The sequence below is a fragment of the Lelliottia sp. EB106-05-01-XG201 genome (assembly GCF_058791735.1).
In genome coordinates, this window is the sequence record NZ_JBYTDV010000001.1 from 2,194,511 (window position 1) to 2,219,708 (window position 25,198).

Here is a 25,198-nt window from a genome sequence, read left to right on the forward strand (position 1 = left end):
TTGACAGCGAGCTTCCAGCCAGACGATATCTGACATATCATTTTAAGGTTACTGGCTTAAAGAGTGAATTATCCATGCGTCTGGAAGTGTTCTGTCAGGACCGTATCGGCCTGACCCGCGAATTACTCGATCTCCTTGTTTTGCGTGACATTGATTTACGCGGCATCGACATCGACCCTATCGGGCGAATCTACCTCAATTTTGCCGAAATCGAATTCAATACATTCAGCAGCCTGATGGCTGAAATTCGCCGTATCGCTGGCGTTACGGATGTGCGCACCGTGCCGTGGATGCCGTCCGAGCGTGAGCATCTGGCGCTGAGCGCGCTGCTTGAAGCCATGCCTGAACCCTTCTTATCTCTTGATCTGAAAGGCAAAGTCGAGCGCACCAACCAGGCGAGCTGCCAGCTCTTTGGCCAGAGCCAGGAAAAACTGAGCAGCCATCATGCGGCGCAGCTGATAGCCGGTTTCAATTTCCAGCGCTGGCTCGACAGTAATCCGCAGGGGACCCAGAGCGAACATGTGGTGATCGGCGGCCAGAACTTCCTGATGGAGATCACCCCGGTGCATCTGCGCGGCGAGAACGATGTCAGCGTGCTGACCGGCGCGGTGATCATGCTGCGCTCCACCATTCGCATGGGTCGTCAGCTGCAGAATCTGTCTAACCAGGATGTCGGCGCGTTCAGCCAGATTATCGCCGTCAGCCCGAAAATGAAGCACGTGGTGGATCAGGCGCGTAAGCTCGCCAACCTCACCGCACCGCTGCTGATCACCGGCGAAACGGGAACCGGCAAGGATTTACTGGCCCATGCGGTTCACACCGCCAGCCCGCGCGCGGCGAAACCTTATCTGGCTCTGAACTGTGCGTCGATTCCGGAAGATGCGGTGGAGAGCGAGCTGTTCGGCCACGCGCCGGAGGGCAAAAAAGGCTTCTTCGAGCAGGCCAACGGCGGCTCGGTATTGCTGGATGAGATCGGCGAGATGTCGCCGCGCATGCAGGCCAAACTGTTGCGTTTCCTCAATGACGGTACTTTCCGCCGCGTCGGGGAGGATCATGAAGTGCACGTGGATGTGCGCGTTATATGCGCGACGCAGAAAAACCTCGTTGAACTGGTGCAGAAAGGCGTGTTCCGCGAGGATCTCTACTACCGACTGAACGTACTCACCCTCAACATTCCGCCGCTGCGCGACTGTCCGCAAGACATTATGCCGCTGACCGAACTTTTCGTGGCGCGCTTCGCCGACGAGCAGGGCGTTCCGCGTCCGAAATTGTCTGCAGATTTAGGCTCAATGCTGACCCGCTACGGCTGGCCGGGCAATATCCGCCAGTTGAAGAACGCTGTCTACCGCGCGCTCACCCAGCTGGAAGGTTACGAGCTACGCTCGCAGGACATTCTGCTGCCGGATTACGATGCGGGAACCGTGTCTGTGGGCGAAGAGGCGATGGAAGGATCGCTGGACGATATCACCAGCCGTTTCGAGCGTTCAGTCCTGACCCAGCTTTATCGTAACTACCCGAGCACCCGAAAACTGGCGAAACGCCTCGGCGTGTCGCACACGGCCATCGCCAATAAATTGCGCGAGTACGGTCTGAACCAGAAAAAAACTGACGAATAAAAGAGAAACGTATGAGCAACGAAATCCCTTTAAAGTTTTATGACATCGCCGATGAATATTCGAAAGAATCCACCAAGCCGTTGAGCGAAGCAGAGCGCGACGCGGTGGCCTGGTATTTCCAGTCTCTGATCACCCGTTTGATGAATAACGAAGAGATCAGCGAAGAAGCGCAGAGTGAGATGGCGAAAGAAGCCGGTATCGATGAAACGCGAATTGATGAGATCGCGGAGTTTTTGAATACGTGGTGATGGGGTGATTCTGATCCAACCCTATTGAGTGCGATGTCCGCTGACTGTTTATACGCGACCCGAAATGCATTGGGTCCGCGCTATATCAGCAGCGGGCATTTTATTTACGCCTCGCAAAACCGAATCCTGTTCCCAAACGGATCACACACTTCCAGTATTTTCCCCCAGTCCTGCTGAACGATCTCAGGCCGCCCGTAGCCGTAATGCTTCTGCTTCAGTTCATCCCTTAATAATTCAATATTGCTCATTGGAACGAAGAGGGTCGCGCCTGGACAAGCGTCGCCATGGTGTTCAGAAAGATGTAGTTGCAGGCCGTTGCGGCTGATGCCCATATACAGGGGCAGGTCAGCTTCGAAGCGGTGTTCAAATTCGACGTTGAACCCGAGAAAATCCAGATAAAATTCTCGCGCTTTTTGTTCGTCAAACATGCGAAAAATGGGAATGCTTTTTTCAAAAGAGATCATTTTTGTTCCTGTTTGTTCTGAGACGGGTAAAAAGAAAGCTCCGCATTGCGGAGCTTTCATCGCCGGGTGGCGCTGCGCTTACCCGGCCTACAAAATCAATGCAATTACGCTTTCAGCACGTCCAGCGCGGCGGTGTAATCTGGCTCGTTGGTGATTTCATTCACCAGCTCGCTGAAGATCACAGCGTCGTTTTCATCGATCACCAGTACCGCACGCGCGGCCAGGCCTTTCAGTGGGCCTTCGGCGATACCGACACCGTAGTTTTCCAGGAAATCTGGGCTACGCAGGGTAGAAAGCGTGATAACGTTGCTCAGGCCTTCTGCACCGCAGAAGCGGGACTGGGCGAATGGCAGGTCAGCGGAAATGCACAGCACCACGGTGTTGTCCACTTCGGTCGCCAGCTGGTTGAATTTACGCACGGACGCGGCGCAAACGCCGGTGTCGATGCTCGGGAAAATGTTCAGGACTTTGCGTTTACCGGCGAACTGAGCCAGCGTTACGTCAGACAGATCTTTTGCCACGAGGGTAAAAGCCTGCGCCTTGCTGCCTGCCTGCGGAATGGAACCTGCAACAGAAACCGGGTTGCCCTGGAAATGAACGAGTTGTGACATAGATATCTTCCTGTTTACATATAGTTAACGTCGTGGTTAGTGTATGACAACAGCGGATAACACGGCAAACCTATTTTGCCCTACAGGAGCGAGTGATGAGAACCGTCAAGGTCTATGAAGAAGCATGGCCGTTGCATACGCCGTTTGTGATCTCTCGCGGCAGCCGCAGCGAAGCCTGCGTGGTGGTGGTAGAAATTGAAGAGGACGGGATAAAAGGCGCGGGCGAATGCACGCCGTATCCACGCTACGGCGAAAGCCTGGCCTCGGTGATGGCGCAAATCATGACCATCGTTCCTGAGCTGGAAAAGGGCATGACCCGCGAGGCGCTGCAGCAGGCGTTACCGGCGGGTGCGGCGCGCAATGCCGTCGACTGTGCGTTATGGTCGCTGGAGGCGCATCGCCTGAATCACACCATCTCTGAGTCCCTCGGCGTGGCGCTGCCGGAGACTATCGTCACGGCGCAAACCGTGGTCATCGGCGAGCCGTCGCAAATGGCCGCCAGCGCCAGAGCGCTGTATGAGTCCGGTGCGCGGCTGTTGAAAGTCAAACTCGACGATCATCTGATTAGCGAGCGGATGGTGGCGATCCGCGGCGCGGTGCCTGACGCGACGCTGATTGTCGACGCCAACGAATCCTGGAGGAGTGAAGGTCTGGCCGCGCGCTGTCAGCTGCTGGCGGATTTGGGCGTGGCGATGCTCGAACAGCCGCTGCCGTCGGCGGAAGATGCCGCGCTGGAAAACTTCATCCACCCGCTGCCCATCTGCGCCGACGAAAGCTGCCATACGCGCGCGAGTCTCGCGGGCCTGAAAGGGCGCTATGAGATGGTGAACATTAAGCTCGATAAGACCGGCGGACTGACGGAAGCGCTGGCGCTGGCGAAGCAGGCGCGTGCAGAAGGTTTTGCCCTGATGCTCGGGTGCATGCTCTGCACCTCCCGAGCCATCAGCGCCGCATTACCGCTGACAGAGCAGGTGAGTTTCGCCGATCTCGACGGACCAACCTGGCTCGCCGTTGACGTCTCACCCGCGCTGAATTTTACCACCGGTACGCTTCACCTCTGAGAGTGCCAGCGCAGGAGCCCGGTCATCGCTTTCAGGTATTTCTCGCTCGCTTCATCCGATGAAACGGGCGGGAACTCGGCGGTGATGCAGTGCAGGCCGAGGTCCGCACACCAACTGCCAAAAGAGCCCGGTGTTTCATAGCCCACGCTGGTGACCAGCGGCAGGGCGAAAGCGTCCGCCAGCCACTCGCCTAATTCCGTGTGGCGCGGATCTTCGATGCAGGCCAGCGGATCGTGGAATGACACTACCCACGCCGGTTGCAGATGATGGATCAGCTGGCACAACCCCTGCGTTTCAGGCTCTGAGCCCGGTTTTTCGCCGGTGAGCAGCACCACGTCACGCTCGTCCGCCGCGCTGTTCCAGCGATAGACGGTTTCTCCCGCGCGCCAGTTGGCCGCCGGGAAGTTACGATTGAGATCGACACCGCGCGCGTTGGCGCGCAGCCCAAGCTGACAGCCGTCCGGGTTGACGGTTAACACCACATGATGACGGCGCAGGTCAGGGGCGAGGGTGCGCAGGGCGCAGGAGAGGGTGACGATAGAGGAGTTCTCATCCCCGTGCGTACCGGCGATGATCAGCCCGCTGTGACGGTCGGCCTGCGGGGCAGGAAACCAGATCAGCGGAGCGCCTAAAAATGAGCGACCGTAGTGTTCCGTTCCGGGCGGGAAAGCGCCACGTTCCGTTCTTGGGCGGTTAAGTGACATACGAAATCCTGATAGCGAGTTCTTTACAGCAGTGTTGTGTAAAACACGCGGTTAATCAAATAGTTTCAACGTCGCGAGAAACTGGCCCGATTTCAACTTTCCGCGCGAAGGTATTTGCATTTCTCTGTTTCGAAACAAATAATTACGCATCTGCTTGTTACCCACCATTTTAAAGGGGATCTCATGAAGCATCCTGTTTCGCTGCTCTGTACTGCGCTGTGGCTGTGCGGACTCTCATCGGTTTCCTACGCGGCCGACATTCCTCAGGGAACTCAACTTGCGCCAAAACAGGAGCTGGTCCGCCATATTAAAGACGAACCCGCCTCGCTCGACCCGGCGAAAGCCGTGGGATTACCGGAAATTCAGGTGATCCGCGATCTGTTTGAAGGCCTGGTGAATCAGAACGAAAAGGGTGAGCTGATCCCCGGTGTCGCCACCAAATGGCAGAGCAATGACAACCGCACCTGGACGTTTACTCTGCGTGATAACGCGAAGTGGTCCGACGGAACGCCGGTAACGGCGCAAGATTTTGTCTACAGCTGGCAGCGTCTGGTGGACCCAAAAACTACCTCGCCATTTGCGTGGTTTGCGGCGCTGGCGGGGATCACCAACGCCCAGAGCATTATCGAAGGCAAGGCGCAGCCCAACCAGCTTGGCATTACTGCGGTGGATGCTAAAACCCTGCGCGTACAGCTCGATAAGCCCCTGCCGTGGTTCGCCAATCTGACGGCCAGTTTTGCCTTCTATCCGGTGCAAAAGGCCAACGTGGAGAGCGGTAAAGAGTGGACCCGTCCCGGCGCGCTGGTCGGCAACGGCGCTTACGTGCTGACCGATCGCGTGGTGAATGAAAAGCTGGTCGTTGAGCCGAATACGTCGTACTGGGATAACGCCAAAACCGTGCTGAAAAAAGTGACCTTTATTCCGATTAACCAGGAGTCATCGGCCACCAAGCGCTATCTGGCGGGGGATATTGATATCACCGAATCTTTCCCAAAAAATCTCTATCAGAAGCTGCTCAAGGATATTCCGGGCCAGGTGTACACGCCGCCGCAGCTGGGCACTTATTACTACGCGTTTAACACCCAGAAAGGGCCAACGGCTGACCAGCGCGTGCGTCTGGCGCTGAGCATGACCATCGACCGCCGGATTATGGCCGAGAAAGTGCTGGGTACCGGTGAAAAACCGGCGTGGCATTTTACCCCGGATGTGACGGCCGGCTTTACCCCTGAAACCTCGCCGTTCGAGCAGATGCCGCAGGCGGAGCTGAATGCGCAGGCCAAGATGCTGTTGCAGGCCGCGGGCTACGGGCCGCAGCGTCCGCTGAAACTGACTCTGCTGTACAACACCTCTGAAAACCACCAGAAAATCGCCATTGCGGTGGCGTCGATGTGGAAGAAAAATCTCGGCGTGGACGTGAAGCTGCAGAACCAGGAGTGGAAAACCTACATCGACAGCCGTAACACCGGCAATTTCGATGTGATCCGTGCCTCGTGGGTGGGGGATTACAACGAGCCGTCAACCTTCCTGTCCCTGCTGACCTCGACGCACAGCGGTAATATTTCGCGCTTCAACGATCCGGCATACGACAAGATTATTAATCAGGCGTCGCTGGAAACCACGGCAAAAGCGCGTAATGCCGATTACAACGCCGCGGAGAAGATCCTAGCGGAAAAAGCGCCTATCGCGCCAATTTATCAATATACCAACGGTCGCCTGATTAAGCCGTGGGTAAAAGGGTATCCGATAAATAACGCAGAAGATGTGGCTTACAGTCGGACGATGTATATCGAGAAACATTAATCCGTAAAAAAGGCCCGTCGCAGTACGGGCCTGATTTTATCAGTCAGGGCGCATCTATCGTCGGATAGAGACTGCTTTCAATGAACCCCACCAGATGCCACATCTCACCGCTAAAAATAAACCAAAAACCAAATATAATTACGCTGAGAATAATTAGGATGAGTATGACTTCTGTTTTCCCCATAGCAAAAGTTACCCACCTGACGTCTGTTTATTCGAGGGGGCATTGTAACGAGGCTTTTATCAATACTCCAGTTTTCAGGCCGCGAGGACTTTATTTCGGCCATTGTTTTTGGCGCGATATAAAGCGTCGTCAACACGCTTAAACAGGTCGTCGATACTCTCGTCCGGGTTATGACGCGCCACGCCAATACTCACCGTAAAGCGGGGCAGGCCGGGGATGGCAATGCGTGCCACTTCCGCGCGAATGGTCTCGGCCACCTGCATCGCCACGTCCAGCGTGGTGCGCGGCAGCAGGAGCACGAACTCCTCGCCACCCCAGCGGAAGACAAAATCGTCTTTGCGGCTGCAGGCTTCAAGCATACGCGACAGGGAAATCAGCACCTCATCGCCTTTCGAATGACCAAACACGTCATTGATATTTTTGAAATGATCCGTATCGACCAGCAGCAAGCTGAACTGGTGCTGGGCAGGCAGATGAGAAGGATTAGTCTGTTCGGTGATGAGATAAAACTGCCGACGGTTGAGCAGGCCGGTCATGGAGTCGCGTAGCGCCGCGTGCTCCAGCTCTTGCTCCAGCCTTTTCTGCTCGGTGATGTCGTGAATGATGCACAGCATGAGCTTGTCGCCATAGATCTCAATCGGACCGGCGTAAGTTTGCACGTGGCGGGTCGAGCCGTCGGCTAAACGGTGAACGAAATTGAGCGGTTTATGTCCACCGGGCAGACGCGCAATCTCAGTCATGATCGGCAAAATATCGCGGCCTAAGGTATTAATTTCCCACGTATGTTTGCTGCACATCGTATCGTGGTGATAGCCGTAAAAATTCAGGGCGGCCAGGTTGGCATCGACGATCAGCCCGTCCCGGGCCGGGTCAATCAACAGCATGGGGGCGCTGTTGGTCTGAAAGAAGCGGGCATAGAAACCCTGTTTTTTGCGTTGATAGTTCGCCGAGCGGCTGGCTTTTAGCCCGGAAGGGGCCTGGGATACGATACCCTCGAAGACGATAACGTCGCCCACGACCTCGTGCCCGGCGAGAGACAGGCGACAGCTGAGCGTGGTTTCATGACCATCGCGCCAGACCGTCCAGATCTCGACGATATCGAGTTCGGATTTGAGATCCGGAACATACATCGCCAGTTGCTGCTGCGCGCTGGCGGAATAGATCCCCTGACGCATCTCGGTGAGCGTTTTATTACGCATCATATCGGTCGCCGCAATATTGGCGAAAATAAGATGTTCAGAAACGGGTGAAACTAACCATACCGGTGTTTTGATGAAATTCAGCGCATCAAAGCTGTGTGGCAACATAGATTCTTCCCATTCATCGGCAGACCTGCCTGATGTTCACGACGCAATATAGACTCGTGGGCTTACCAAAAACATACTCTACTTCAGCACATCAGGCATGATTTTTTTGTGAATTCAGTGGGGGTTCTATTTGATTTTTACCGATTGGTATAATTTGTTTGTCAGATTTATTTTGTAATACCAGCCACGGCACTTGTTCCGCCGGGAGAGGGCGGGAGAAATAATAGCCCTGTAAATAATCACACCCCAGGCTTGCGAGCGTCAGCTGTTGCTCTTCCGTTTCAATCCCTTCGGCGACAACGACCATATCCATAGTGCGCGCCACGTGAATAATCGTTTCGACAATCTTTTTGCTTTTCTCGTTTTCCAGCATGCTGTCGATAAAGCTTTTATCTATTTTGAGCTCTTTCGCAGGAAGCACATTGAGCATCAACAGGTTTGAGTATCCGGTACCAAAGTCGTCGATAGAGACCGTAAAACCCGCATGGTTAAATGCGTCTAATAATTCAATGCTGCGTTCAAGGTTTTTTAACGCGGTGCTTTCGGTCACTTCCAGAATCAATCGCGACGGTTCAAGGTTGTATTTCTGCATGGTGCTGGAAATGACCTCGAATATATCCTGTTGCTCAAACTGAACGGGGGACAAATTAAAGGAGAGCGTCCACTGGCTAAACCCTTGCTCCGTCCAGAACCGTAATTGCCGACACGCCTGCTCAATGGCCCACACGCCGACGGGAATGATTAAACCGGTCTTCTCCAGTGACGACAGGAATACACTCGGTAGCAGAACCCCCTGTTCTGGGTGGTGCCAGCGCAGCAGCGCTTCAAAACCGTGGATCTCTTTCAGTTCAGCGAGATAGGTGGGCTGATACCAGAGCTCAAACTGCTCGCGCTCCAGCGCCTGGGTCAAATCCTGCAGGAAAGACGGCTCGGCCGAAATGCTTTTGGACATCTCCGGGCGGTAAATCGCCCAGCCGTTTCGTCCCTCCTGTTTGATATGGTACATCGCCGCATCGGCTTTGAATTTCAGCTCGTGGAGCGTTTCACCGTGCTGCGGGTAGAGGCTCACGCCAAGGCTCAGGGTGATATTGAGCGTATGGCCGCAAATGAAGAAAGGGCGGCGGATCTCGTCGAGCAGGGTCATGGCCAGGGAGGATATTTTGTCGTCATCGCTGTCGGGCAGCAGCAGGATAAACTCATCCCCGCCGAGTCTCGCGAGGGTCACCCCTTGCGTCAGTCTGGCGGTGATCCGCTGCGCAACGCTGATTAATAGCTCATCGCCCACCTGGTGACCCCAGGCGTCATTCACCAGCTTGAAGTGATCGATATCGAGAAACATCACCGCAAACTGTTTTTTATTCAGCAGCGAAGTGTGCAGGCAATCCTGCAGGCTGAGATCCATCTGATGACGGTTGGCGAGGCCGGTGAGGGCGTCAAACCGTGCCTTGAGCTCCAGCTGTTTATTCAGCTGGCGCAGATTCTCCGTCAGGCGGTGGGTACGGAAATGAGAGTCCACGAGGGAGATAATGAGCATGATCCCCAGCAGCACCAGAGTGGTGGATGAGACCCAAATAGAGAGGCCCAGCTCGCTTACGCCGCCGGGCATGTTATCCATCTCATGGTGAAAATTCGCGGCGCTCATGCCCGTGTAGTGCATGGCGCAAATCGCCAGCCCCATCACGAAGGCGGCGGCAACGCGGTTAATAAAGACACCTTTATGGCGATGGCGCAGATGGAAAGCGAGCCAAAGGGCGGCACCCGACGCGACGATAGCAATGGCGACGGACAGCGCGACGATATTCATATTCCAGCTGATATCGTCGTGCAGCATCAGGGCTGCCATCCCGGTGTAGTGCATGGCGACGACGCCTGCGCTGAGGATCAGTGTGGATAAAAACCAGCGTGTCAACGACAGAGAGTTGCCCGGTACGGCGATATTAATTGCGCTGGTGGCCGCGATAATCGCGATAGCCAGTGAGGCCACGGTGAGCCAGAAGTGGTAGCTCATCGCCATCGGCATTTTCATGGAGAGCATACCGATAAAATGCATCGACCAGACGCCAATTCCGAGAGTGGCGCCTCCGGCAATGCGCCACCAGAGGGCGGCTTTGCGGCTGGCTCCCGATATTTTGCCCGCACTGTCGAGTGCGACAAATGAAGCGATAAAGGCCACCAGGAATGAGATGGCGATGAGTACGGGGTCCCAGGACACATCGAGCATTGTGTAATCCCACGCTAAAAGTCGTTATTGAGTTCATCCGGTGCGCGACTCATCACCGCCGTGGCTTACTCTAACTAATTCCAAGATTAGTTGCTTATCAAAAATCAACAACAAACGCGTTATTTTTTGCGAGTTAAAACGCATTGAGGATATATTCTCTCATTAATGACTTAAGTAACGCTACATGATTTTAATCACTAACAGCATTAACTCTTAATAAACTGAACGGTCATATTTAATTATCTGTTTGCTAATGATTGTTGTCACAGGAAAAGTAAGGGTTAAAAAGAGATTATGCCTGCCGTCTGGAATATTCTGATTCTCTGTGCTGACTTAAGGTAAATTCCCGGCATCCGAAGGTGAATAATAAATGCCACTTAAAATGTGGTGGAAAAAGAAAATGCGAATGCTATAACCAATATACCTCCTCCGACTTGTGGTATGGGATCAATTATGCTTAGAAATATTAGCGTAAGAACATTTATTATTTACTTTCTGCTGGTCGTGCTTTTAGTGATTGATGGTTTGGTTTGGGCTTTATCGAAAAGTACATCGCTTTTTATCGCAGTAAATATTATTAATGTGCTTGCGGTCTTGTTGCTCTGGTCCTACATGACAAAATATCTTGTGACGCCGATCAATACCGTGAAAAAAAGTATCGAAGAAGTGACCTCGGGCAATCTTGCCGTCTCCATTCCTGAGTTCGGCAATAACTGTGCAGGCCGCCTGATTCCAGGGATCAACAGTTTATCCAGCAACATCGCCACCCTGGTGCGTGAAATCCGCGCCTCGTCGCAAACCGCGATGACCCTCTCAGAACAACTCTCCTCCCGTAGCGCACAGCTGGCGGTGAAAACGGAACAACAGTCCGCTTCGCTGATCCAGACTGCCGCGAGCATGGAGCAAATGGCCGCCAGCACCCGCAACAATGCCGACAACACCCGTCTGGCGAGCGAAAGGGCGAACCTCGCCACGGTGCAGGCGCGTAAAGGGGGCGAGCTGATGGGGCAAGTCGCCAATAACATGCAGTCGATTACGGAATGCGCGCAGCAAATGACGGAGATCATCTCTCTGATCGACGGAATTGCCTTCCAGACCAACATTCTGGCGCTCAACGCGGCGGTTGAAGCGGCGAGGGCGGGCGACCATGGTAAAGGTTTCTCTGTGGTCGCTGGTGAAGTGCGCAATCTGGCCCACCGCAGTGCGGAAGCGGCCAAGAGCATCAAGTCGCTGATCGACGTGACCAGCAGCAACGTCACGCAGGGGGTGACGGTGGTCTCTGAAGCAGAAAAGAACATGCACGAGATCGTCAACGGTTCCGGGCATGTCAGTAAACTGATGGATGAAATTTCTGCGAGCACCGCCGAACAGGAAAAAGGGATTTCGCAAATCACCCAGGCGCTGTCCGAGCTGGAGCGAGTCACGCAGAGCAACGTGGCGATGGTGGATGAGCTATCGGGTTCCTCCGACGTGCTGAAAAACCAGGTGATTGAGCTTCAGACCCGCACCCGGAATTTCAGACTGGAAGGGGGCTCGCAACCTGACTGGCAGGAGTCGCCACAGCACGAACACCGGGTTTATCCGCGTCATGCCGAGCACTCGTTTTGACAAGTTCCTGATGTAGCGCAAAAGCCTGGTTCGCCAGGCTTTCTTATTTATAGCGGTTTCGTCCTTCCTGCTTCGCCTGATACAGCGCTTTGTCGGCTCCGGCAATCAGGTCTCGTGCCGTCACGCCGGGCTGCCAGAGCGCCAGCCCCTGACTCACCGTCACCCGGTCGCTCACCAGCGAGGCGGCGTGAGGAATATTCTGCGCCTGAAGTATGGCAGCGATGTTCTGCGCGGCGGTTTCCAGGGCCTTCGCATCTGCGTCGGGCAACAGCAGTACAAACTCCTCCCCACCAAAACGACCGACAATTCCGCTGGACGTCAGCGCAGCCGATTCCAGCGCCCTGGCAATCGCCGTCAGACACAGATCGCCTTTCTGATGGCCGTAATAGTCGTTATAAAGCTTAAAGTGATCGACATCGAGCATGACTAGCCCAAAGCTGTTTCCATCCTGCTGATGGCGAAGAATGGCCTGATCCATCTGCGCTTCAAAGGCGCGGCGATTCGCAATCCCGGTGAGCGGATCGTGGTTCGCCAGCAGGCCCAGCTGCTGTATCAGGTCGGCGTTTTCCTGCTCGCGGCGCAGGGCCAGCATGAACCAGCGGTTGAGAATGCGCCTGCCAGATTCAATCAATCCCGCCAGAAATATCCACTGCAAACCGTTCATCACCGTCAGGCCATCGCGGTAAAAAAGTGAGGTGATGAGGATGGTTAGCCAGATGGGCAGGATAAAACTCAGCAACACTTTCGGGTCAAAGTAGAGCGAAATCAGAGCGGTAAAAAGCAGTAAAGCGGCGGAGGGGAAGATAATCCGCACATCGTTGCTGACAATCAGCACAAAGAAACAGCCCGCCCAGCACAGGCTGAGGCCTATCACCGTCCACTTGGCTAAACCGCCCAGCCACTGCGCATTTTGCAGCGGGGCCATGCGCATGATGAATAACACGGCGGCGGAGAGCGTCAGGTCGATAACCATCATGGTTTCGAGCAGCGCCGCGGGGTGATGGAACAGCACTTCCGAGTGGGACGTAGAGAAATAGTTACGTCCGAGGATGAAGGAGGAGAACATCATGTTCACCCAAAGGAACCAGGTCACGCTGGTTTTAATGGCGATGGTCCGCATTTCTGCGAGACGAACATCGAAGGCCGCACAGGGCTTTTTCATCGTCACACTCATCAAAGATACATTTGAAAACAAATTGGCAGCATTTGCGTAACTCTACTGTTTTGCATCTTGCTGTCCAGTGATTAGAGTAGGAAAAGGGCTAATTCATGAACGAATTCAGCGCTATGCTGGCGTTAGATGTTGAATAACCTTGCGGGAAGGCTAGACTGACGATGATCATGACGAAAAGGTGGAGGCGCTGTGGAAGGCATTAAGGGATCGGACGTGAACGTTCCGGATGCAGTATTTGCGTGGCTGCTGGACGGCAAAGGTGGGGCGCGACCACTGGAAGATAGCGATGTCATCGACAGCGAGCACCCCTGCTGGCTGCATCTGAACTATACCCATCCGGACAGCGCGCAGTGGCTGGCGACAACGCCCTTGCTGCCAAACAGCGTGCGGGATGCGCTGGCGGGAGAAAGCCTGCGTCCGCGCGTCAGCCGTCTCGGGGAAGGGACATTAATCACACTGCGCTGCATCAACGGCAGCACCGACGAGCGGCCGGATCAGCTGGTCGCCATGCGTCTGTATATGGATGAGCGTCTGATTGTCTCCACCCGGCAGCGCAAAGTGCTGGCGCTGGACGATGTGGTCAACGATCTGAAAGAGGGGACCGGGCCGGAGGGTTGCGGCGCCTGGCTGGTAGATACCTGCGATGCGCTGACCGATCATGCAAGTGAATTCATCGAAGAGCTGCACGATAAAATTATCGACCTCGAAGATAACCTGCTCGATCAGCAAATTCCGCCGCGCGGTTTTCTCGCGCTGCTGCGCAAACAGTTAATCGTGATGCGCCGCTATATGACCCCGCAGCGCGATGTTTATGCCCGCCTCGCCAGCGAGCGTCTGCCGTGGATGAACGATGACCATCGACGTCGCATGCAGGATATCGCCGACCGTCTCGGACGCGGGCTGGATGAGATCGACTCCTGTATTGCCCGCACGGCGGTGATGACCGATGAAATTGCGACGGTGATGCAGGAGTCGCTGTCGCGCAGAACTTACACCATGTCGTTAATGGCGATGGTCTTTTTGCCCAGCACCTTTCTGACGGGCCTTTTCGGGGTGAATCTCGGCGGGATACCCGGCGGGGGTTATCGGTTCGGCTTTTCCGCTTTTTGCATCATGTTAGTTGTTTTGATTGGCGGTGTTGCGTGGTGGTTGCATCGTAGTAAATGGCTGTAAATTTACACTTTTTCCGCGGCGTTCCGGCTTCAAAAGGCAATTTTGTTTGAGCGAAGTCAATAAACGGCTACCCCGTTCGGTGCAGTATTACTCCCGCAGGTGAATGCAACGTCAAGCGATGGGCGTTGCGCTCCATATTGTCTTACTTCCTTTTTTGAATTACTGCATAGCACAATTGATTCGTACGACGCCGACTAAATTAGTCGGCTTTTTTTTGCCTCCAGAACCTCAGCGTCTACCCTAAAAGGGTCACCCCGATAAACTGGAGGGAAACATGAGCTTCCTGCTTTCAATGCTTCACATGCATATGACGCTGCCTGACTCGATACCCATCGATCCGGTGCCAGTCCCCGATCCCATCCCGCGCCCGCAGCCCATGCCGGACCCGCCGCCGGATGAAGAACCGATTAAATTGTCGCATCGGTAGCGCAGATCTGCGAGGATACGCGCCAACTGACTGTGATTTTTTACCTTGAGAATACATTGTGACCGCTTTTTCTACGCTGAACGTTCTGCCTGCCGCCCAACTCGATAACCTTAACGAGTTGGGATACCTCGCGATGACCCCTGTACAAGCTGCCGCGCTTCCGGCGATCCTGGAAGGAAAAGACGTTCGCGTGCAGGCCAAAACCGGCAGTGGAAAAACGGCCGCATTCGGCCTCGGTCTGCTTCAGCAGATCGACGCGGGCCTGTTCCAGACCCAGTCGCTGGTGCTCTGCCCGACGCGCGAGCTGGCGGACCAGGTGGCAGGAGAGCTGCGTCGTCTGGCCCGTTTCCTGCCGAACACCAAAATTCTGACCCTCTGCGGCGGCCAGCCGTTTGGCGCGCAGCGCGACTCGCTGCAGCATCCGCCGCACATCATTGTTGCTACCCCTGGCCGTCTGCTCGATCACCTGCAAAAAGGCACCGTTTCGCTGGATGCCCTGCAAACGCTGGTGATGGATGAAGCGGACCGCATGCTGGATATGGGATTCACCGACGCCATTAATGAAGTGATCCGCTTTGCGCCTCCGTCCCGCCAGACGCTGCTGTTCTCCGCCACCTGGCCGGAAGCCATTGCCGCGATCAGCGGTCGGGTGCAGAACAATCCGGTCACCATTGAAATTGATACCGTGGACGCGCTGCCGTCCATCGAACAGCAGTTCTACGAAACCTCGCGCAACGGCAAAATCCCGCTGTTGCAAAAACTGTTGAGCAAACATCAGCCAGCGTCCTGCGTCGTCTTCTGTAATACCAAGGTAGATTGTCAGGCGGTGTGTGACGCGCTGGAAGAGGCGGGGCAGAGCGCCCTGGCGCTGCATGGCGATCTGGAGCAGCGCGACCGCGATCAGACGCTGGTCCGTTTCGCTAACGGCAGCGCACGTGTGCTGGTGGCAACGGACGTGGCAGCCCGCGGGCTAGATATTAAATCTCTGGAGCTGGTCGTGAACTACGAGCTGGCGTGGGATCCGGAAGTGCACGTTCACCGCATCGGCCGTACGGCGCGTGCGGGTAACAGCGGGCTGGCGATCAGCCTGTGTGCTCCGGAAGAGGCGCAGCGCGCGAATATTCTCTCTGAAATGCTGCAACTGAAACTGAACTGGATGCCTGCTCTGGGCAGCATCGCGATTGCCCCTCTGGCCGCTGAAATGGCGACCCTGTGCATCGACGGCGGCAAGAAAGCCAAAATGCGTCCGGGCGATGTGTTAGGCGCGCTGACCGGTGATATCGGTCTGGATGGGGCGGATATCGGTAAAATCGCGGTGCATCCGGCGCATGTCTACGTGGCGGTACGTCAGAAAGTGGCGAACAAAGCGTGGAAACAGCTGCAGGGCGGGAAGATTAAAGGCAAAACCTGTAAGGTTCGTTTGCTGAAATAAGCCATTAAAAAAGCGTCTCAGATGCAATATCTGAGACGCCAGATTTTTACTTCACTTCTAAGACGTTCAGTCGCATTTCAGCCAGCTGAGAATCATCTTCTTCCGGCTGCCAGCCCGCTGGCTGCATCGGGATCTCTTCGCGATCGAACGCCAGATCGCCGCCATCAATCACTTCTGAACCGTGCTTAATGCCTTTGAAATCGAACAGTTCGGTGTCGCACAGGTGTGAAGGCACCACGTTTTGCATGGCGCTGAACATAGTTTCAATGCGGCCAGGGTAGCGTTTATCCCAGTCGCGCAGCATATCGCCAATCACCTGACGCTGCAGGTTCGGCTGGGAGCCGCACAGGTTGCAAGGGATAATCGGGTATTCGCGCGCCTCGGCAAAGCGTTCAATGTCTTTCTCACGGCAGTAGGCCAGCGGACGAATAACGATGTGTTTCCCGTCGTCGCTCATCAGCTTCGGTGGCATGCCTTTCATTTTGCCGCCGTAGAACATATTCAGGAACAGGGTCTGCAGAATGTCGTCGCGGTGATGGCCGAGGGCAATTTTGGTCGCACCCAGTTCGGTCGCTGTGCGATACAGAATACCGCGACGCAGGCGTGAGCAGAGAGAGCAGGTGGTTTTGCCTTCAGGGATTTTGTCTTTCACGATGCCGTAGGTGTTTTCTTCGACAATCTTATATTCGACGCCCTGTTGCTCCAGGTATTCCGGCAGAATGTGCTCCGGGAAGCCCGGCTGTTTCTGGTCAAGGTTGACCGCCACCAGCGAAAAGTTTACCGGTGCGCTTTGCTGCAGATTGCGCAGGATCTCCAGCATCGTGTAACTGTCTTTACCACCTGACAGGCAAACCATGATGCGGTCGCCTTCTTCAATCATGTTGAAGTTTGCAATGGCTTCACCCACGTTGCGGCGCAGACGCTTTTGCAGTTTGTTCAGGTTGTATTGTTCTTTCTTGTTAATTTCTTGATTTTGTTGCATTTATTCGTTACTCAACTATCAAATGGGGCACCAGTGGGACAAAACCATTTCAAAGCGCAAGCTTCGTATTCAGCATCGCCACCTGTTCGCTATTCATTTCTTCTATCCATGTAGCATAGATTTCATACACCATCTGCGCATTTTCGTGCCCCATCTGATTGGCAATAAAAGACGGGTTAGCGCCTGCAGATAACAACCAGCATGCGAAAGTGTGCCGTGTATGGTACGGATTGCGGCGACGAATGCCAGCACGTTTTACAGCAGAGTCCCAACGAGCTCCAATACTGCCCAGCGAGTAGTGCGGTTTCTGGGCTCCATTCCTGACTCGGGGCATAACAACGAAATGCAAGTTCTGTTGCTCAGGCCTCATGGATTACTGAATCCTGAAAATGACATCAAGGCTTACTCGAACAGTATAATAAAACTAAAACATGATACCTGGAACCATACGTAAGGACTCACTGCCCTGAGAAAATAACTGAATGAATTAAAAATCTTTTATCAATTGCGACGCTGCATGCAAGTTTTTTTCTAAGACAGCGACGATTGCTGATGAGATCTTTCCCTGCTTAGCAATAGTTTTAAGTTCTCCTATAGCCTCTAAAGGTTTCTTCGACTTTTTGTAAGGTCTCGGCTCAATCATTGCTGTGAAGATATCCGCGACCATGATTATTTTAGATTCGAACTCGAGTTCGTCCTGTGTTAGTCCGTATGGATAGCCACTGCCATCTAAACGTTCATGATGCTGTGAAGCCCATATGCCAATTTTTTTTAGAGAGGGTGAGTTTTCAAACATCTCCATGGTGCTAAAACTATGTTGCTTAACAAGCATATACTCTGAGTTCGATAATGGGCCTTTCTTTTCAAGCAAATTCGAAGGGACACATAGTTTCCCGACATCATGGAGAAACCCAGCAGAGTGTACCAATGTAGCCTCATTAGATGAGAATCCTAGATTGACAGCAATCAGGTTAGATATATCTCCTACGCTATGGCTATGCATATGTGTAAACCCAGAAAATGTATCGATCACATAACCTATTAGGGAGGTCGCTTCCAAAAAATCTGAAGGAGGGATCAGTGTATTTTTTGCCGGTGAATTTTTTGATACAGTGATTAAATGATTTCTTGAATCTAACGTGTACCAGAAGTAATCACAATTTCTCAACTGGTCAATGGCATGTTCAATTTTTGGACCGATATAGCTATGCTCTGCCAGAAGAAGATCGCAAATGGTATCGGCATGCACGGAAATGCGCCCTGAAAATCTCCGAAGTATTAACTCCATTCTGTCGGCAACGTGAACGATCTGGTTTTTTATACCATAGTGGTTATATTCTTGATCACTTAGATGGTGATTTTCAACGATAGGGGCTATTGATTTAAATATTTCAATATTCTTAAGTAATAAGGCTCCTTTTTTTTCATGATCTTTATTTTCGTTAACGGGGGTCGGGAAAATAATATTTCTATCCTTCGACACAGCCACGCCGACATCATGCAGCCAGGCTGCAGTATAAATTGCTGCACATTCCTTTTTACTCAATCCCGTTTTTTCCGCGAGTTGGAGAGCTATGTAAGCCACCCTAACATGGTGCATTGCAAGGTCAGGGTTTATCTGGTTAATGACCCGTTCTGTTAGATTTAAAAAGTCTTGTAAATAAAGATTCATAACTGATCCCTATGTTCATAGATAAATAAAGGTGTTTTTCCCGTTTTTTTTACCGAAGTACATGGCATTGTCCGCTCTTGTAATTGACTCATAAATACTTTCTTTATTTGATTTAGAAGAAATACCAATTGTTGCCGTGATTTTTCTATCCTCGATGGCCACGTTTTCTTCTATATTTTTTAATATTCTCTGAGCAATGTCTTTTGCTTCAGCTACATTGTGCGCTTCTAGAATGGCTAAGAATTCTTCTCCCCCATATCTTAACAATCTGTCCGTATCTCTTAATGTATCGTTAAGAATTCTGGCCACATCCTTGAGTACTTTGTCTCCGGCATCATGTCCATAGGTATCATTAATCGATTTAAAATCATCCAAATCGATAAATAAAACATAGAAGTTTGATGGTTTTGATTGTGGTTGCAGTTTTGTTTCAATATCAAGATAGTTAAGGCTATCTCTCAAATTGAGTTTAGTCAGAGGATCTATTTGCGCTCTGTTCTCATAAAAAAGATTTTTAAGATCGTTTAACTTTCCTCTAAATTTCAGAAATTCGAGCTTAAAAACTAAAAAAGTCTTTTTGCTGTTAATTTCTTCGCTAAGTTCAGATAACCGGTCGTTAATGGCAATCAAATCTTTTATGATTTCCAGCCCTTCAGTCGGGCACCTTTTTGTTGCGTATAAGAGTGTTTGAAAATGTTCATTTTTTTTACTGACATAATGTTGATCACTTTCGTCATTAAATGGTTTTGCAAAAATTGAGAATAACCAGTCATAGTAAGCAATTGTTACGCAATCAATATCATGCGAAATCTTTGGCGCAATTATCATTTAGTTTTCCGTGCAAGCGGGCTAAGGTTTCAGAGTAAATAGAATTATATTTCAAAGTAAATTGGCGGGGTATATATTAAAAAATGATTGATAGTAATTCAATTGACAATTCTAATTGTTTCGGTCGTTAATTATGATGAGGGTTATGATTATTGATTAATTAACGCCAAAAATACCCCTTTATTAGTATGTGGAGCATAAAAATAGTGTCGATATAAACCGATTTAAGAAAAGGTAAATGACAATCGGAAATGAAATTAAACATTCACACTTCCAGGTTTCAGTTTCGAATTAAACCATGATGTGTACGATTTTAAGTGGATGTTAATATAAATCGTATGAAGTGGGTATTTCGCAAAAACCGTTTTAACGTCGCACTCTCTGGGCAAAAAGGCAGCGGGTTATAGAGCACCCGTGAGAGTTTGAGAGTCGTTCAGAAATACGATGCCTGTTAATCCGCTTCCAGTGCCAGCAGAAATTCACTGAGATGATGCATGACATTGCCAAAATCAAAAATTAACGCCATCCACAAGCAGGTTAAAAAAGCGAGTGCAGCCATCGACAAACGGGTAAACACGGCGACTATCCTTGAATGCGGGTTGGGCGATAGATTTCAGTATATCGGGATTTCCTTAAACTTCCCCTTTACGACCCCATCATAAAAGCGACCTTTTGACACCACCTGCAAAAAATCATTATAGATGCGCACCGGCACCTGCTGATACTGCAGCGTCCGGCGGTCGAGAAAGCGGATTTCCAGCGTTGCGCTGCGCTCATCATAGCCAATGGAGGCGATGCGTGACGATCTGACGGGATGATGGACCATGATAATTTGTCCCTTACAGCTTGAAACAGGAGATTTATCATCTATCACGCGTCGCAGGGGCGCAACTCGTTCGTTTTTTAAAATAATCGTGATGAATGCAATTCATTGAATCATATGAAATAAAAATTATTCAACGGCAGCGGGGAAGGGTAGAATTAGCGCTGTTATATGCCTTTAAGATTCTTAATCCGTTAATGAATTGATTTAGCTATCATCCAAAATTGACAGGATATGCCCGGAGCTGATGCCCCGGGCTTTTTTTTATCACTCGCTGGTCGATTTCTCGCCTTTCCCAGCCATCTGCGCCAGGAAGTCATAGCGTTTTTGCAGATCCGCCGCCGCGTCTTTCCACAGCTGCTCGGCCACTTCTGGCTGCTGAGCATTGAGGCGACGGAAACGTTGTTCCTGCATCAGGGTTTCTGCCAGCGCATCCGACGGCGGACGGGAGTCCAGCGCCAGCGGCAGTTTCCCTTCATCGGCACGACGCGGGTCGAAGCGATACAGCGGCCAGAAGCCGGTTGCGGTGAGCTGGCGCATCTGATCGTGGCTCAACGCCAGATCGTAGCCGTGCTCTTCGCAAGGGCTGTAGGCGATGATCAGCGACGGACCCGGATAAGCTTCCGCCTCCTGAATCGCTTTCACGGTCTGGTTCAGCTGTGCGCCAAGCGAAATCTGTGCGACATACACATGACCGTACATCATCATGCTCACGCCCAGGTCTTTACGCGCTTTGCGTTTGCCGTGTTCGCCAAACTTGGTCACAGCCCCCAGCGGAGTCGCTTTCGAGGCCTGGCCGCCGGTGTTGGAATAACACTGCGTATCGAGCACCAGAATGTTGACGTTCTCCGTCAGGCTCAGGACGTGGTCCAGACCGCCGAAACCAATGTCGTACGCCCAGCCGTCGCCGCCAATCAGCCAGATCGACTTCTCGACCAGCGCGTCGGCGTCCGTTAACAGCTGCTGTGTGCCTTCCACACCCTGAAGGTGCTGGCGCAGCTCGGCCACCTGCTCACGGCGTACTTCTGGCGTCGCGTCGCTGTGCAGGGCTTCATTCAATTCAGCCGGGAGCTTATCGGCGAACTGTTCCAGCAGACGCATCACGCGGGCGCGATGCTGGTCGACGGTCAGACGGAACCCCAGCCCAAACTCGGCGTTATCTTCAAACAGCGAGTTCGCCCACGCCGGGCCGCGACCGTTCGCATCCGTGGTGTATGGCGTCGAAGGCAGGTTACCACCGTAAATAGAGGAACAGCCGGTTGCATTGGCGATCAGCATACGGTCGCCGTACAACTGGGTGAGCAGCTTGATGTATGGCGTTTCGCCGCAGCCGGAGCAGGCGCCGGAGTATTCGAACAGCGGCGTGATCAGCTGGGAAGTGCGGATATCAATGCGCTCGAGCTTGCTGCGGTCGATTTCCGGCAGGTCGAGGAAGAAGTCGTAATTCACTTTCTCCTCTTCGACATGCTCCAGACGTGACATCATATTGATGGCTTTGATTTCCGGGTTCTGACGATCTTTCGCCGGGCACACTTCGACGCATAGATTGCAGCCGGTGCAATCTTCCGGGGCGACTTGCAGGACGTATTTTTGGCCACGCATATCGCGGGATTTCACATCCAGCGAGTGCAGGCTGGCCGGGGCGTTTTCCATATCCTCAGGAGAAACCACTTTGGCACGAATGGCCGAGTGCGGACAGGCCGCGACGCAATGGTTGCACTGCGTACACAGCTCTTCCTTCCAGATCGGGATCTCTTCGGCGATGTTACGTTTTTCCCAGCGGGTGGTGCCCACCGGCCAGGTGCCGTCTGGCGGCAGAGCGGAGACAGGCAGTGCATCGCCAAGACCGGCCAGCATCGCGGCGGTAACGGTTTTAACAAAATCAGGCGCAGCGTCAGAGACCACAGGCGGACGGTTAGCGCTGCTGGCATTGACCGGCTGAAGCGGGATTTCGGAAATCGATTCGCGCGCCAGGGCCAGTGCCTGCCAGTTCCGCTCGACCAGATCCTGGCCTTTGCTGCTGTAGCTTTTGGCAATCGCGCCCTGCAGTTCCGCCAGCGCGCTGTCGCCCGGCAGAATGTTAGTCAGGTGGAAGAAGGCCATCTGCATGACGGTGTTGATACGCGCCGCCAGTCCGCATTCGCGGGCGATTTTTGCCGCGTTGACGGTAAACAGACGGGCCTGTTTCTGGTTCAGCACCGCCTGCACTTCCTGCGGCAGGCGGGACCAGACTTCGTCGGCGTGGTACGGCGTGTTAATCAGGAAAATTCCGCCCGGTTTCAGGCGTTCGGCCATCTGATATTTATCGATAAATTGCAGCTGGTGGCAGCCGACAAAATCTGCCTGCGACACCAGATAGGCCGAGCGAATCGGTTTTTCGCTGACGCGCAGATGCGAAACGGTCAGGCCGCCCGCTTTTTTGGAGTCATAGACGAAATAACCCTGGGCATACCACGGCGTGGAGTTCCCGATAATTTTGATGTTGTTCTTGGTGGCCGAGACGCTGCCGTCGCTGCCCAGACCGTAGAACAGCGCTTCGAGTTTAGAGGTCGAAGGCAGCGTGTTTTCCGGCAGCAGCAGGGAGAGATTGGTCACATCGTCGTAGATACCGACCGTAAAGCGGGGTTTCGGTTTGGCTTCGCTCAGCTCGTTGAACACCGCCATCACGCAGTCCGGCCCGAACTCTTTCGACGACAGGCCGTAGCGGCCGCCAATCACACGCGGCAGCGTTTCACGTTCGCCGCAGTTAAAGGCTTCGGCAAGCGCCGTCATCACATCCAGATACAGCGGTTCGGCGTGCGCGCCCGGCTCTTTGGTGCGGTCGAGCACGGCAACGGAACGAACGCTTTCCGGCAGAACGGAAAGCAGATGTTTTGCCGAGAACGGACGATACAGACGCACTTTCAACACGCCGACCTTTTCGCCGTGGGATAGCAGCTCGTCAACGACCTCTTCACAGGTACCAATCGCAGAGCCCATCAGCACAATCACGCGCTCGGCCTGCGGGTGGCCGTAGTATTCAAACGGCTTATAGTCGCGTCCGGTAGCGGCGGAGAAATCGCTCATCGCCTGCTCGACGTGATCGTAAACCGCGTTGTACCAGGGGTTGGTGGCCTCACGGGACTGGAAATAGGTGTCCGGGTTCGCGGAGGTACCGCGAATGACCGGATGCTCCGGGTTCAGCGCGCGGGCGCGGTGAGCATCGATCTCCGCCTGCGGCATCAGGTCCAGAATCGTATTGTCCGACAGCGGAACAATTTTATTGATTTCGTGCGACGTGCGGAAACCGTCGAAGAAATGGATAAACGGCACGCGGCTTTTGAGGGTCGCGATGTGGGAGATCAGCGCGAAGTCCTGGGCTTCCTGCACGTTGCTGGCGCAGAGCATGGCGCAACCGGTCTGTCGGACCGCCATCACATCGGAGTGATCGCCGAAAATAGACAGCGCGTGCGTGGCGACGGTACGCGCCGCGACGTGCAGCACGAATGGCGTTAATTGTCCCGCCAGCTTGTAGAGCGTCGGGATCATCAGCAGTAAACCCTGCGACGAGGTAAACGACGTCGAGAGGGCACCGGTTTGCAGCGCGCCGTGTACCGCGCCGATGGCTCCGGCTTCCGACTGCATCTCGACAACCCGTGGGACATCGCCCCAGACGTTTTTTAGCCCGTTGCCCGCCCAGGCATCAGCCTGCTCCGCCATGGTCGAACTTGGTGTAATGGGGTAGATGGCGATAACTTCGCTGGTGCGAAACGCGACGGACGCGGCCGCGCCATTACCGTCAATAGTGATCATGTGACACCCTTACATTGCGCAAAAAAGAGGGACCCGTGAAACGTCGACGAGTCCTGTAGTTATATATCCTTATTTTAGCAAAGGTCGGGCTTTCCGATTTTCGCTTTTGTGTCCTCGGTATTCCTGGCATCAATGTGTAGATCAACTTTCTGGCAAAAAAATCGCAAGATTTTGTTTCGGCGGTGCATAAATACGCAGTTCCGCTCTCGACGGGGCGGCGTGTGATGCCTATTATGCTTAGGTTTCGCAAAATGTATGGGGAAGAGAGAATGCGTTCAGCGTTTTGGGTAGGGTGTGCGGCGTTACTGTTGTCTGCATGCAGCAATGAGCCGGTTCAGCAGGCGACCGCGGCACATGTTCCGCCGGGAATGAAAGCCACGATGTCCAGTTCGGGTGAGGCCAGCTGTGCGATGGTGGGCGGTTCGTTGTCCGTTGCCCGTCAGCTTGATGGGTCTGCTGTCGGGATGTGCGCATTACCCAATGGCAAACGCTGCAGTGAACAGTCGCTTGCCGTGGGCTCTTGCGGCGCTTACTGATTAGTCTGCGCGTTTAAACATCAGCGTTTTTTCGGCTGTGGCCAGCGTGAGCTGATCCTCAGTCAGGTCTACCTGCGCGCCTTTGCTCAGCATATCGCCGATCGTCGCATCCAGCTCATTGAGCTGCGGCCCGGTGCAGAGTTTGCGCGTCATCGCCATGCCTTTGACCTTGAGTTCGCCCTCAGACAATTTCCCCTGGCCGCTGAAGCGGTTACACATCACGCCGGAGACGGCCATTTTCTCGCCAAAGCTCATTTCTGGCGGTACGGCGCTGGGTTTGATCGCCACACCGTTCACGCTTTCCAGCACAAAACGATGCCCTTCAAGTTGTCCTGCCTGCACAGAAGCCTTACCGGGATTCACACACCCGGCCAGCGCCAGGGAAAACAGGCTTAACGCCACGAGCTTTTTCATATTGCTTCTCAAACTATAAACACAATGAATATATCTGGATATTTTAACGATACCCTGAGGATTGTCATGGGTGTTTATCTGAAAGTGCGAGAAGGCCGGGCAGGGCGCGCCGCCCGGCTGT

23 protein-coding genes and 1 pseudogene are annotated in these 25,198 nt (G+C 53.3%); 9 read left to right on the forward strand and 15 right to left on the reverse strand.

The window, feature by feature from the left end:
* Window positions 1-74 precede the first annotated feature (74 nt).
* Window positions 75-1,616, forward strand: a complete 1,542-nt coding sequence (gene tyrR / locus AC3WS9_RS10275; RefSeq protein WP_282495284.1) for a transcriptional regulator TyrR — start codon at window positions 75-77, stop codon at window positions 1,614-1,616.
* Window positions 1,617-1,627: 11 nt separating this feature from the next.
* On the forward strand, window positions 1,628-1,864 hold the full coding sequence (locus tag AC3WS9_RS10280; RefSeq protein WP_492488123.1) for a DUF2543 family protein: 237 nt from the start codon (window positions 1,628-1,630) through the stop codon (window positions 1,862-1,864).
* Window positions 1,865-1,968: 104 nt separating this feature from the next.
* Here AC3WS9_RS10280 and AC3WS9_RS10285 read toward each other — a convergent pair whose 3' ends face one another.
* Both AC3WS9_RS10285 and tpx read right to left on the reverse strand, forming a co-directional pair.
* Window positions 1,969-2,328: a glyoxalase superfamily protein gene (locus tag AC3WS9_RS10285; protein ID WP_492488125.1), complete on the reverse strand. Its 360-nt coding sequence runs from the start codon at window positions 2,326-2,328 to the stop codon at window positions 1,969-1,971.
* Window positions 2,329-2,432: 104 nt separating this feature from the next.
* Window positions 2,433-2,939, reverse strand: coding sequence for a thiol peroxidase (gene tpx / locus AC3WS9_RS10290; protein WP_095282188.1), 507 nt, complete (start codon window positions 2,937-2,939; stop codon window positions 2,433-2,435).
* A gap of 95 nt (window positions 2,940-3,034) precedes the next feature.
* Between tpx and ycjG the strand changes: the two genes are divergently transcribed.
* On the forward strand, window positions 3,035-4,000 hold the full coding sequence (ycjG, locus tag AC3WS9_RS10295; RefSeq protein ID WP_492488127.1) for an L-Ala-D/L-Glu epimerase: 966 nt from the start codon (window positions 3,035-3,037) through the stop codon (window positions 3,998-4,000).
* On the opposite strand, the gene mpaA is transcribed toward ycjG, so the two are convergent.
* Window positions 3,991-4,704 (reverse strand): murein tripeptide amidase MpaA, encoded by a 714-nt coding sequence (gene mpaA / locus AC3WS9_RS10300; RefSeq protein WP_282495280.1) that lies wholly within the window; start codon window positions 4,702-4,704, stop codon window positions 3,991-3,993. The two genes, ycjG and mpaA, sit on opposite strands and share 10 nt — an antisense overlap.
* A gap of 183 nt (window positions 4,705-4,887) precedes the next feature.
* On the opposite strand from mpaA, the gene AC3WS9_RS10305 reads away from it, so the two are divergent.
* On the forward strand, window positions 4,888-6,504 hold the full coding sequence (locus AC3WS9_RS10305) for a peptide ABC transporter substrate-binding protein (protein WP_492488129.1): 1,617 nt from the start codon (window positions 4,888-4,890) through the stop codon (window positions 6,502-6,504).
* Window positions 6,505-6,547: 43 nt separating this feature from the next.
* Here AC3WS9_RS10305 and AC3WS9_RS10310 read toward each other — a convergent pair whose 3' ends face one another.
* The 3 genes from AC3WS9_RS10310 to AC3WS9_RS10320 form a co-directional block, all read right to left on the reverse strand.
* On the reverse strand, window positions 6,548-6,688 hold the full coding sequence (locus AC3WS9_RS10310; protein ID WP_282495278.1) for an Ecr family regulatory small membrane protein: 141 nt from the start codon (window positions 6,686-6,688) through the stop codon (window positions 6,548-6,550).
* 74 nt (window positions 6,689-6,762) lie between these two features.
* Complete coding sequence (locus AC3WS9_RS10315) at window positions 6,763-7,995, reverse strand: sensor domain-containing diguanylate cyclase (RefSeq protein ID WP_492488132.1); 1,233 nt, start codon at window positions 7,993-7,995, stop codon at window positions 6,763-6,765.
* A 91-nt stretch (window positions 7,996-8,086) separates the two neighbouring features.
* Window positions 8,087-10,216, reverse strand: a complete 2,130-nt coding sequence (locus AC3WS9_RS10320) for a putative bifunctional diguanylate cyclase/phosphodiesterase (RefSeq protein WP_492488134.1) — start codon at window positions 10,214-10,216, stop codon at window positions 8,087-8,089.
* A gap of 453 nt (window positions 10,217-10,669) precedes the next feature.
* Between AC3WS9_RS10320 and AC3WS9_RS10325 the strand changes: the two genes are divergently transcribed.
* Window positions 10,670-11,824 (forward strand): methyl-accepting chemotaxis protein, encoded by a 1,155-nt coding sequence (locus AC3WS9_RS10325; RefSeq protein WP_285146399.1) that lies wholly within the window; start codon window positions 10,670-10,672, stop codon window positions 11,822-11,824.
* A 43-nt stretch (window positions 11,825-11,867) separates the two neighbouring features.
* Here AC3WS9_RS10325 and AC3WS9_RS10330 read toward each other — a convergent pair whose 3' ends face one another.
* Window positions 11,868-12,986, reverse strand: coding sequence for a GGDEF domain-containing protein (locus AC3WS9_RS10330; RefSeq protein WP_492488136.1), 1,119 nt, complete (start codon window positions 12,984-12,986; stop codon window positions 11,868-11,870).
* Window positions 12,987-13,187: 201 nt separating this feature from the next.
* Here AC3WS9_RS10330 and zntB point away from each other — a divergent pair, with 201 nt between their 5' ends.
* From zntB to dbpA, 3 genes are all read left to right on the forward strand, one after another.
* Entirely contained in the window at window positions 13,188-14,171 is a 984-nt protein-coding gene (zntB, locus tag AC3WS9_RS10335) for a zinc transporter ZntB (RefSeq protein ID WP_282492918.1), read from the forward strand.
* A gap of 292 nt (window positions 14,172-14,463) precedes the next feature.
* Window positions 14,464-14,598, forward strand: a complete 135-nt coding sequence (ynaL, locus tag AC3WS9_RS10340) for a proline-rich small protein YnaL (protein ID WP_492490320.1) — start codon at window positions 14,464-14,466, stop codon at window positions 14,596-14,598.
* A 58-nt stretch (window positions 14,599-14,656) separates the two neighbouring features.
* Complete coding sequence (gene dbpA / locus AC3WS9_RS10345) at window positions 14,657-16,030, forward strand: ATP-dependent RNA helicase DbpA (RefSeq protein WP_282492919.1); 1,374 nt, start codon at window positions 14,657-14,659, stop codon at window positions 16,028-16,030.
* Window positions 16,031-16,076: 46 nt separating this feature from the next.
* On the opposite strand, the gene ttcA is transcribed toward dbpA, so the two are convergent.
* The 7 genes and pseudogenes from ttcA to nifJ form a co-directional block, all read right to left on the reverse strand.
* A complete protein-coding gene (gene ttcA, locus AC3WS9_RS10350; protein ID WP_492488139.1) occupies window positions 16,077-17,012 on the reverse strand; it encodes a tRNA 2-thiocytidine(32) synthetase TtcA in 936 nt (311 codons plus the stop codon).
* A gap of 49 nt (window positions 17,013-17,061) precedes the next feature.
* Window positions 17,062-17,379 (reverse strand): annotated as a pseudogene (locus AC3WS9_RS10355) (tyrosine-type recombinase/integrase); the annotation flags it as partial.
* Between the two features lie 120 nt (window positions 17,380-17,499).
* The gene (locus AC3WS9_RS10360; protein ID WP_492488141.1) at window positions 17,500-18,684 is read right to left on the reverse strand and encodes an HD domain-containing phosphohydrolase; all 1,185 of its coding nucleotides are present in this window, start codon (window positions 18,682-18,684) and stop codon (window positions 17,500-17,502) included.
* Window positions 18,685-18,699: 15 nt separating this feature from the next.
* Window positions 18,700-19,512 (reverse strand): GGDEF domain-containing protein, encoded by an 813-nt coding sequence (locus AC3WS9_RS10365; RefSeq protein ID WP_492488143.1) that lies wholly within the window; start codon window positions 19,510-19,512, stop codon window positions 18,700-18,702.
* 451 nt (window positions 19,513-19,963) lie between these two features.
* On the reverse strand, window positions 19,964-20,089 hold the full coding sequence (locus AC3WS9_RS10370; protein ID WP_492488145.1) for a hypothetical protein: 126 nt from the start codon (window positions 20,087-20,089) through the stop codon (window positions 19,964-19,966).
* Window positions 20,090-20,125: 36 nt separating this feature from the next.
* Window positions 20,126-20,338, reverse strand: a complete 213-nt coding sequence (locus AC3WS9_RS10375; protein WP_282492924.1) for a KTSC domain-containing protein — start codon at window positions 20,336-20,338, stop codon at window positions 20,126-20,128.
* 264 nt (window positions 20,339-20,602) lie between these two features.
* Window positions 20,603-24,127, reverse strand: a complete 3,525-nt coding sequence (gene nifJ / locus AC3WS9_RS10380; RefSeq protein ID WP_492488148.1) for a pyruvate:ferredoxin (flavodoxin) oxidoreductase — start codon at window positions 24,125-24,127, stop codon at window positions 20,603-20,605.
* 269 nt (window positions 24,128-24,396) lie between these two features.
* Between nifJ and AC3WS9_RS10385 the strand changes: the two genes are divergently transcribed.
* Window positions 24,397-24,663, forward strand: coding sequence for a putative hemolysin (locus AC3WS9_RS10385; protein WP_492488150.1), 267 nt, complete (start codon window positions 24,397-24,399; stop codon window positions 24,661-24,663).
* On the opposite strand, the gene hslJ is transcribed toward AC3WS9_RS10385, so the two are convergent.
* On the reverse strand, window positions 24,664-25,077 hold the full coding sequence (gene hslJ, locus AC3WS9_RS10390; RefSeq protein ID WP_492488152.1) for a heat shock protein HslJ: 414 nt from the start codon (window positions 25,075-25,077) through the stop codon (window positions 24,664-24,666). It abuts the gene before it with no gap.
* Window positions 25,078-25,198: the final 121 nt, after the last annotated feature.

What these genes read in the sequence shown, in the direction of transcription:
- ttcA (WP_492488139.1), bottom strand. Translation starts at nt 17,012, where the DNA reads ATGCAACAAAATCAAGAAATTAACAAGAAAGAACAATACAACCTGAAC.
- AC3WS9_RS10315 (WP_492488132.1), bottom strand. Translation starts at nt 7,995, where the DNA reads ATGTTGCCACACAGCTTTGATGCGCTGAATTTCATCAAAACACCGGTA.
- hslJ (WP_492488152.1), bottom strand. Translation starts at nt 25,077, where the DNA reads ATGAAAAAGCTCGTGGCGTTAAGCCTGTTTTCCCTGGCGCTGGCCGGG.
- AC3WS9_RS10365 (WP_492488143.1), bottom strand. Translation starts at nt 19,512, where the DNA reads ATGATAATTGCGCCAAAGATTTCGCATGATATTGATTGCGTAACAATT.
- AC3WS9_RS10330 (WP_492488136.1), bottom strand. Translation starts at nt 12,986, where the DNA reads ATGAAAAAGCCCTGTGCGGCCTTCGATGTTCGTCTCGCAGAAATGCGG.
- AC3WS9_RS10280 (WP_492488123.1), top strand. Translation starts at nt 1,628, where the DNA reads ATGAGCAACGAAATCCCTTTAAAGTTTTATGACATCGCCGATGAATAT.
- tyrR (WP_282495284.1), top strand. Translation starts at nt 75, where the DNA reads ATGCGTCTGGAAGTGTTCTGTCAGGACCGTATCGGCCTGACCCGCGAA.
- AC3WS9_RS10325 (WP_285146399.1), top strand. Translation starts at nt 10,670, where the DNA reads ATGCTTAGAAATATTAGCGTAAGAACATTTATTATTTACTTTCTGCTG.
- AC3WS9_RS10375 (WP_282492924.1), bottom strand. Translation starts at nt 20,338, where the DNA reads ATGGTCCATCATCCCGTCAGATCGTCACGCATCGCCTCCATTGGCTAT.
- AC3WS9_RS10285 (WP_492488125.1), bottom strand. Translation starts at nt 2,328, where the DNA reads ATGATCTCTTTTGAAAAAAGCATTCCCATTTTTCGCATGTTTGACGAA.
- tpx (WP_095282188.1), bottom strand. Translation starts at nt 2,939, where the DNA reads ATGTCACAACTCGTTCATTTCCAGGGCAACCCGGTTTCTGTTGCAGGT.
- AC3WS9_RS10320 (WP_492488134.1), bottom strand. Translation starts at nt 10,216, where the DNA reads ATGCTCGATGTGTCCTGGGACCCCGTACTCATCGCCATCTCATTCCTG.
- ynaL (WP_492490320.1), top strand. Translation starts at nt 14,464, where the DNA reads ATGCTTCACATGCATATGACGCTGCCTGACTCGATACCCATCGATCCG.
- AC3WS9_RS10360 (WP_492488141.1), bottom strand. Translation starts at nt 18,684, where the DNA reads ATGAATCTTTATTTACAAGACTTTTTAAATCTAACAGAACGGGTCATT.
- AC3WS9_RS10305 (WP_492488129.1), top strand. Translation starts at nt 4,888, where the DNA reads ATGAAGCATCCTGTTTCGCTGCTCTGTACTGCGCTGTGGCTGTGCGGA.
- AC3WS9_RS10385 (WP_492488150.1), top strand. Translation starts at nt 24,397, where the DNA reads ATGCGTTCAGCGTTTTGGGTAGGGTGTGCGGCGTTACTGTTGTCTGCA.
- mpaA (WP_282495280.1), bottom strand. Translation starts at nt 4,704, where the DNA reads ATGTCACTTAACCGCCCAAGAACGGAACGTGGCGCTTTCCCGCCCGGA.
- AC3WS9_RS10310 (WP_282495278.1), bottom strand. Translation starts at nt 6,688, where the DNA reads ATGGGGAAAACAGAAGTCATACTCATCCTAATTATTCTCAGCGTAATT.
- nifJ (WP_492488148.1), bottom strand. Translation starts at nt 24,127, where the DNA reads ATGATCACTATTGACGGTAATGGCGCGGCCGCGTCCGTCGCGTTTCGC.
- ycjG (WP_492488127.1), top strand. Translation starts at nt 3,035, where the DNA reads ATGAGAACCGTCAAGGTCTATGAAGAAGCATGGCCGTTGCATACGCCG.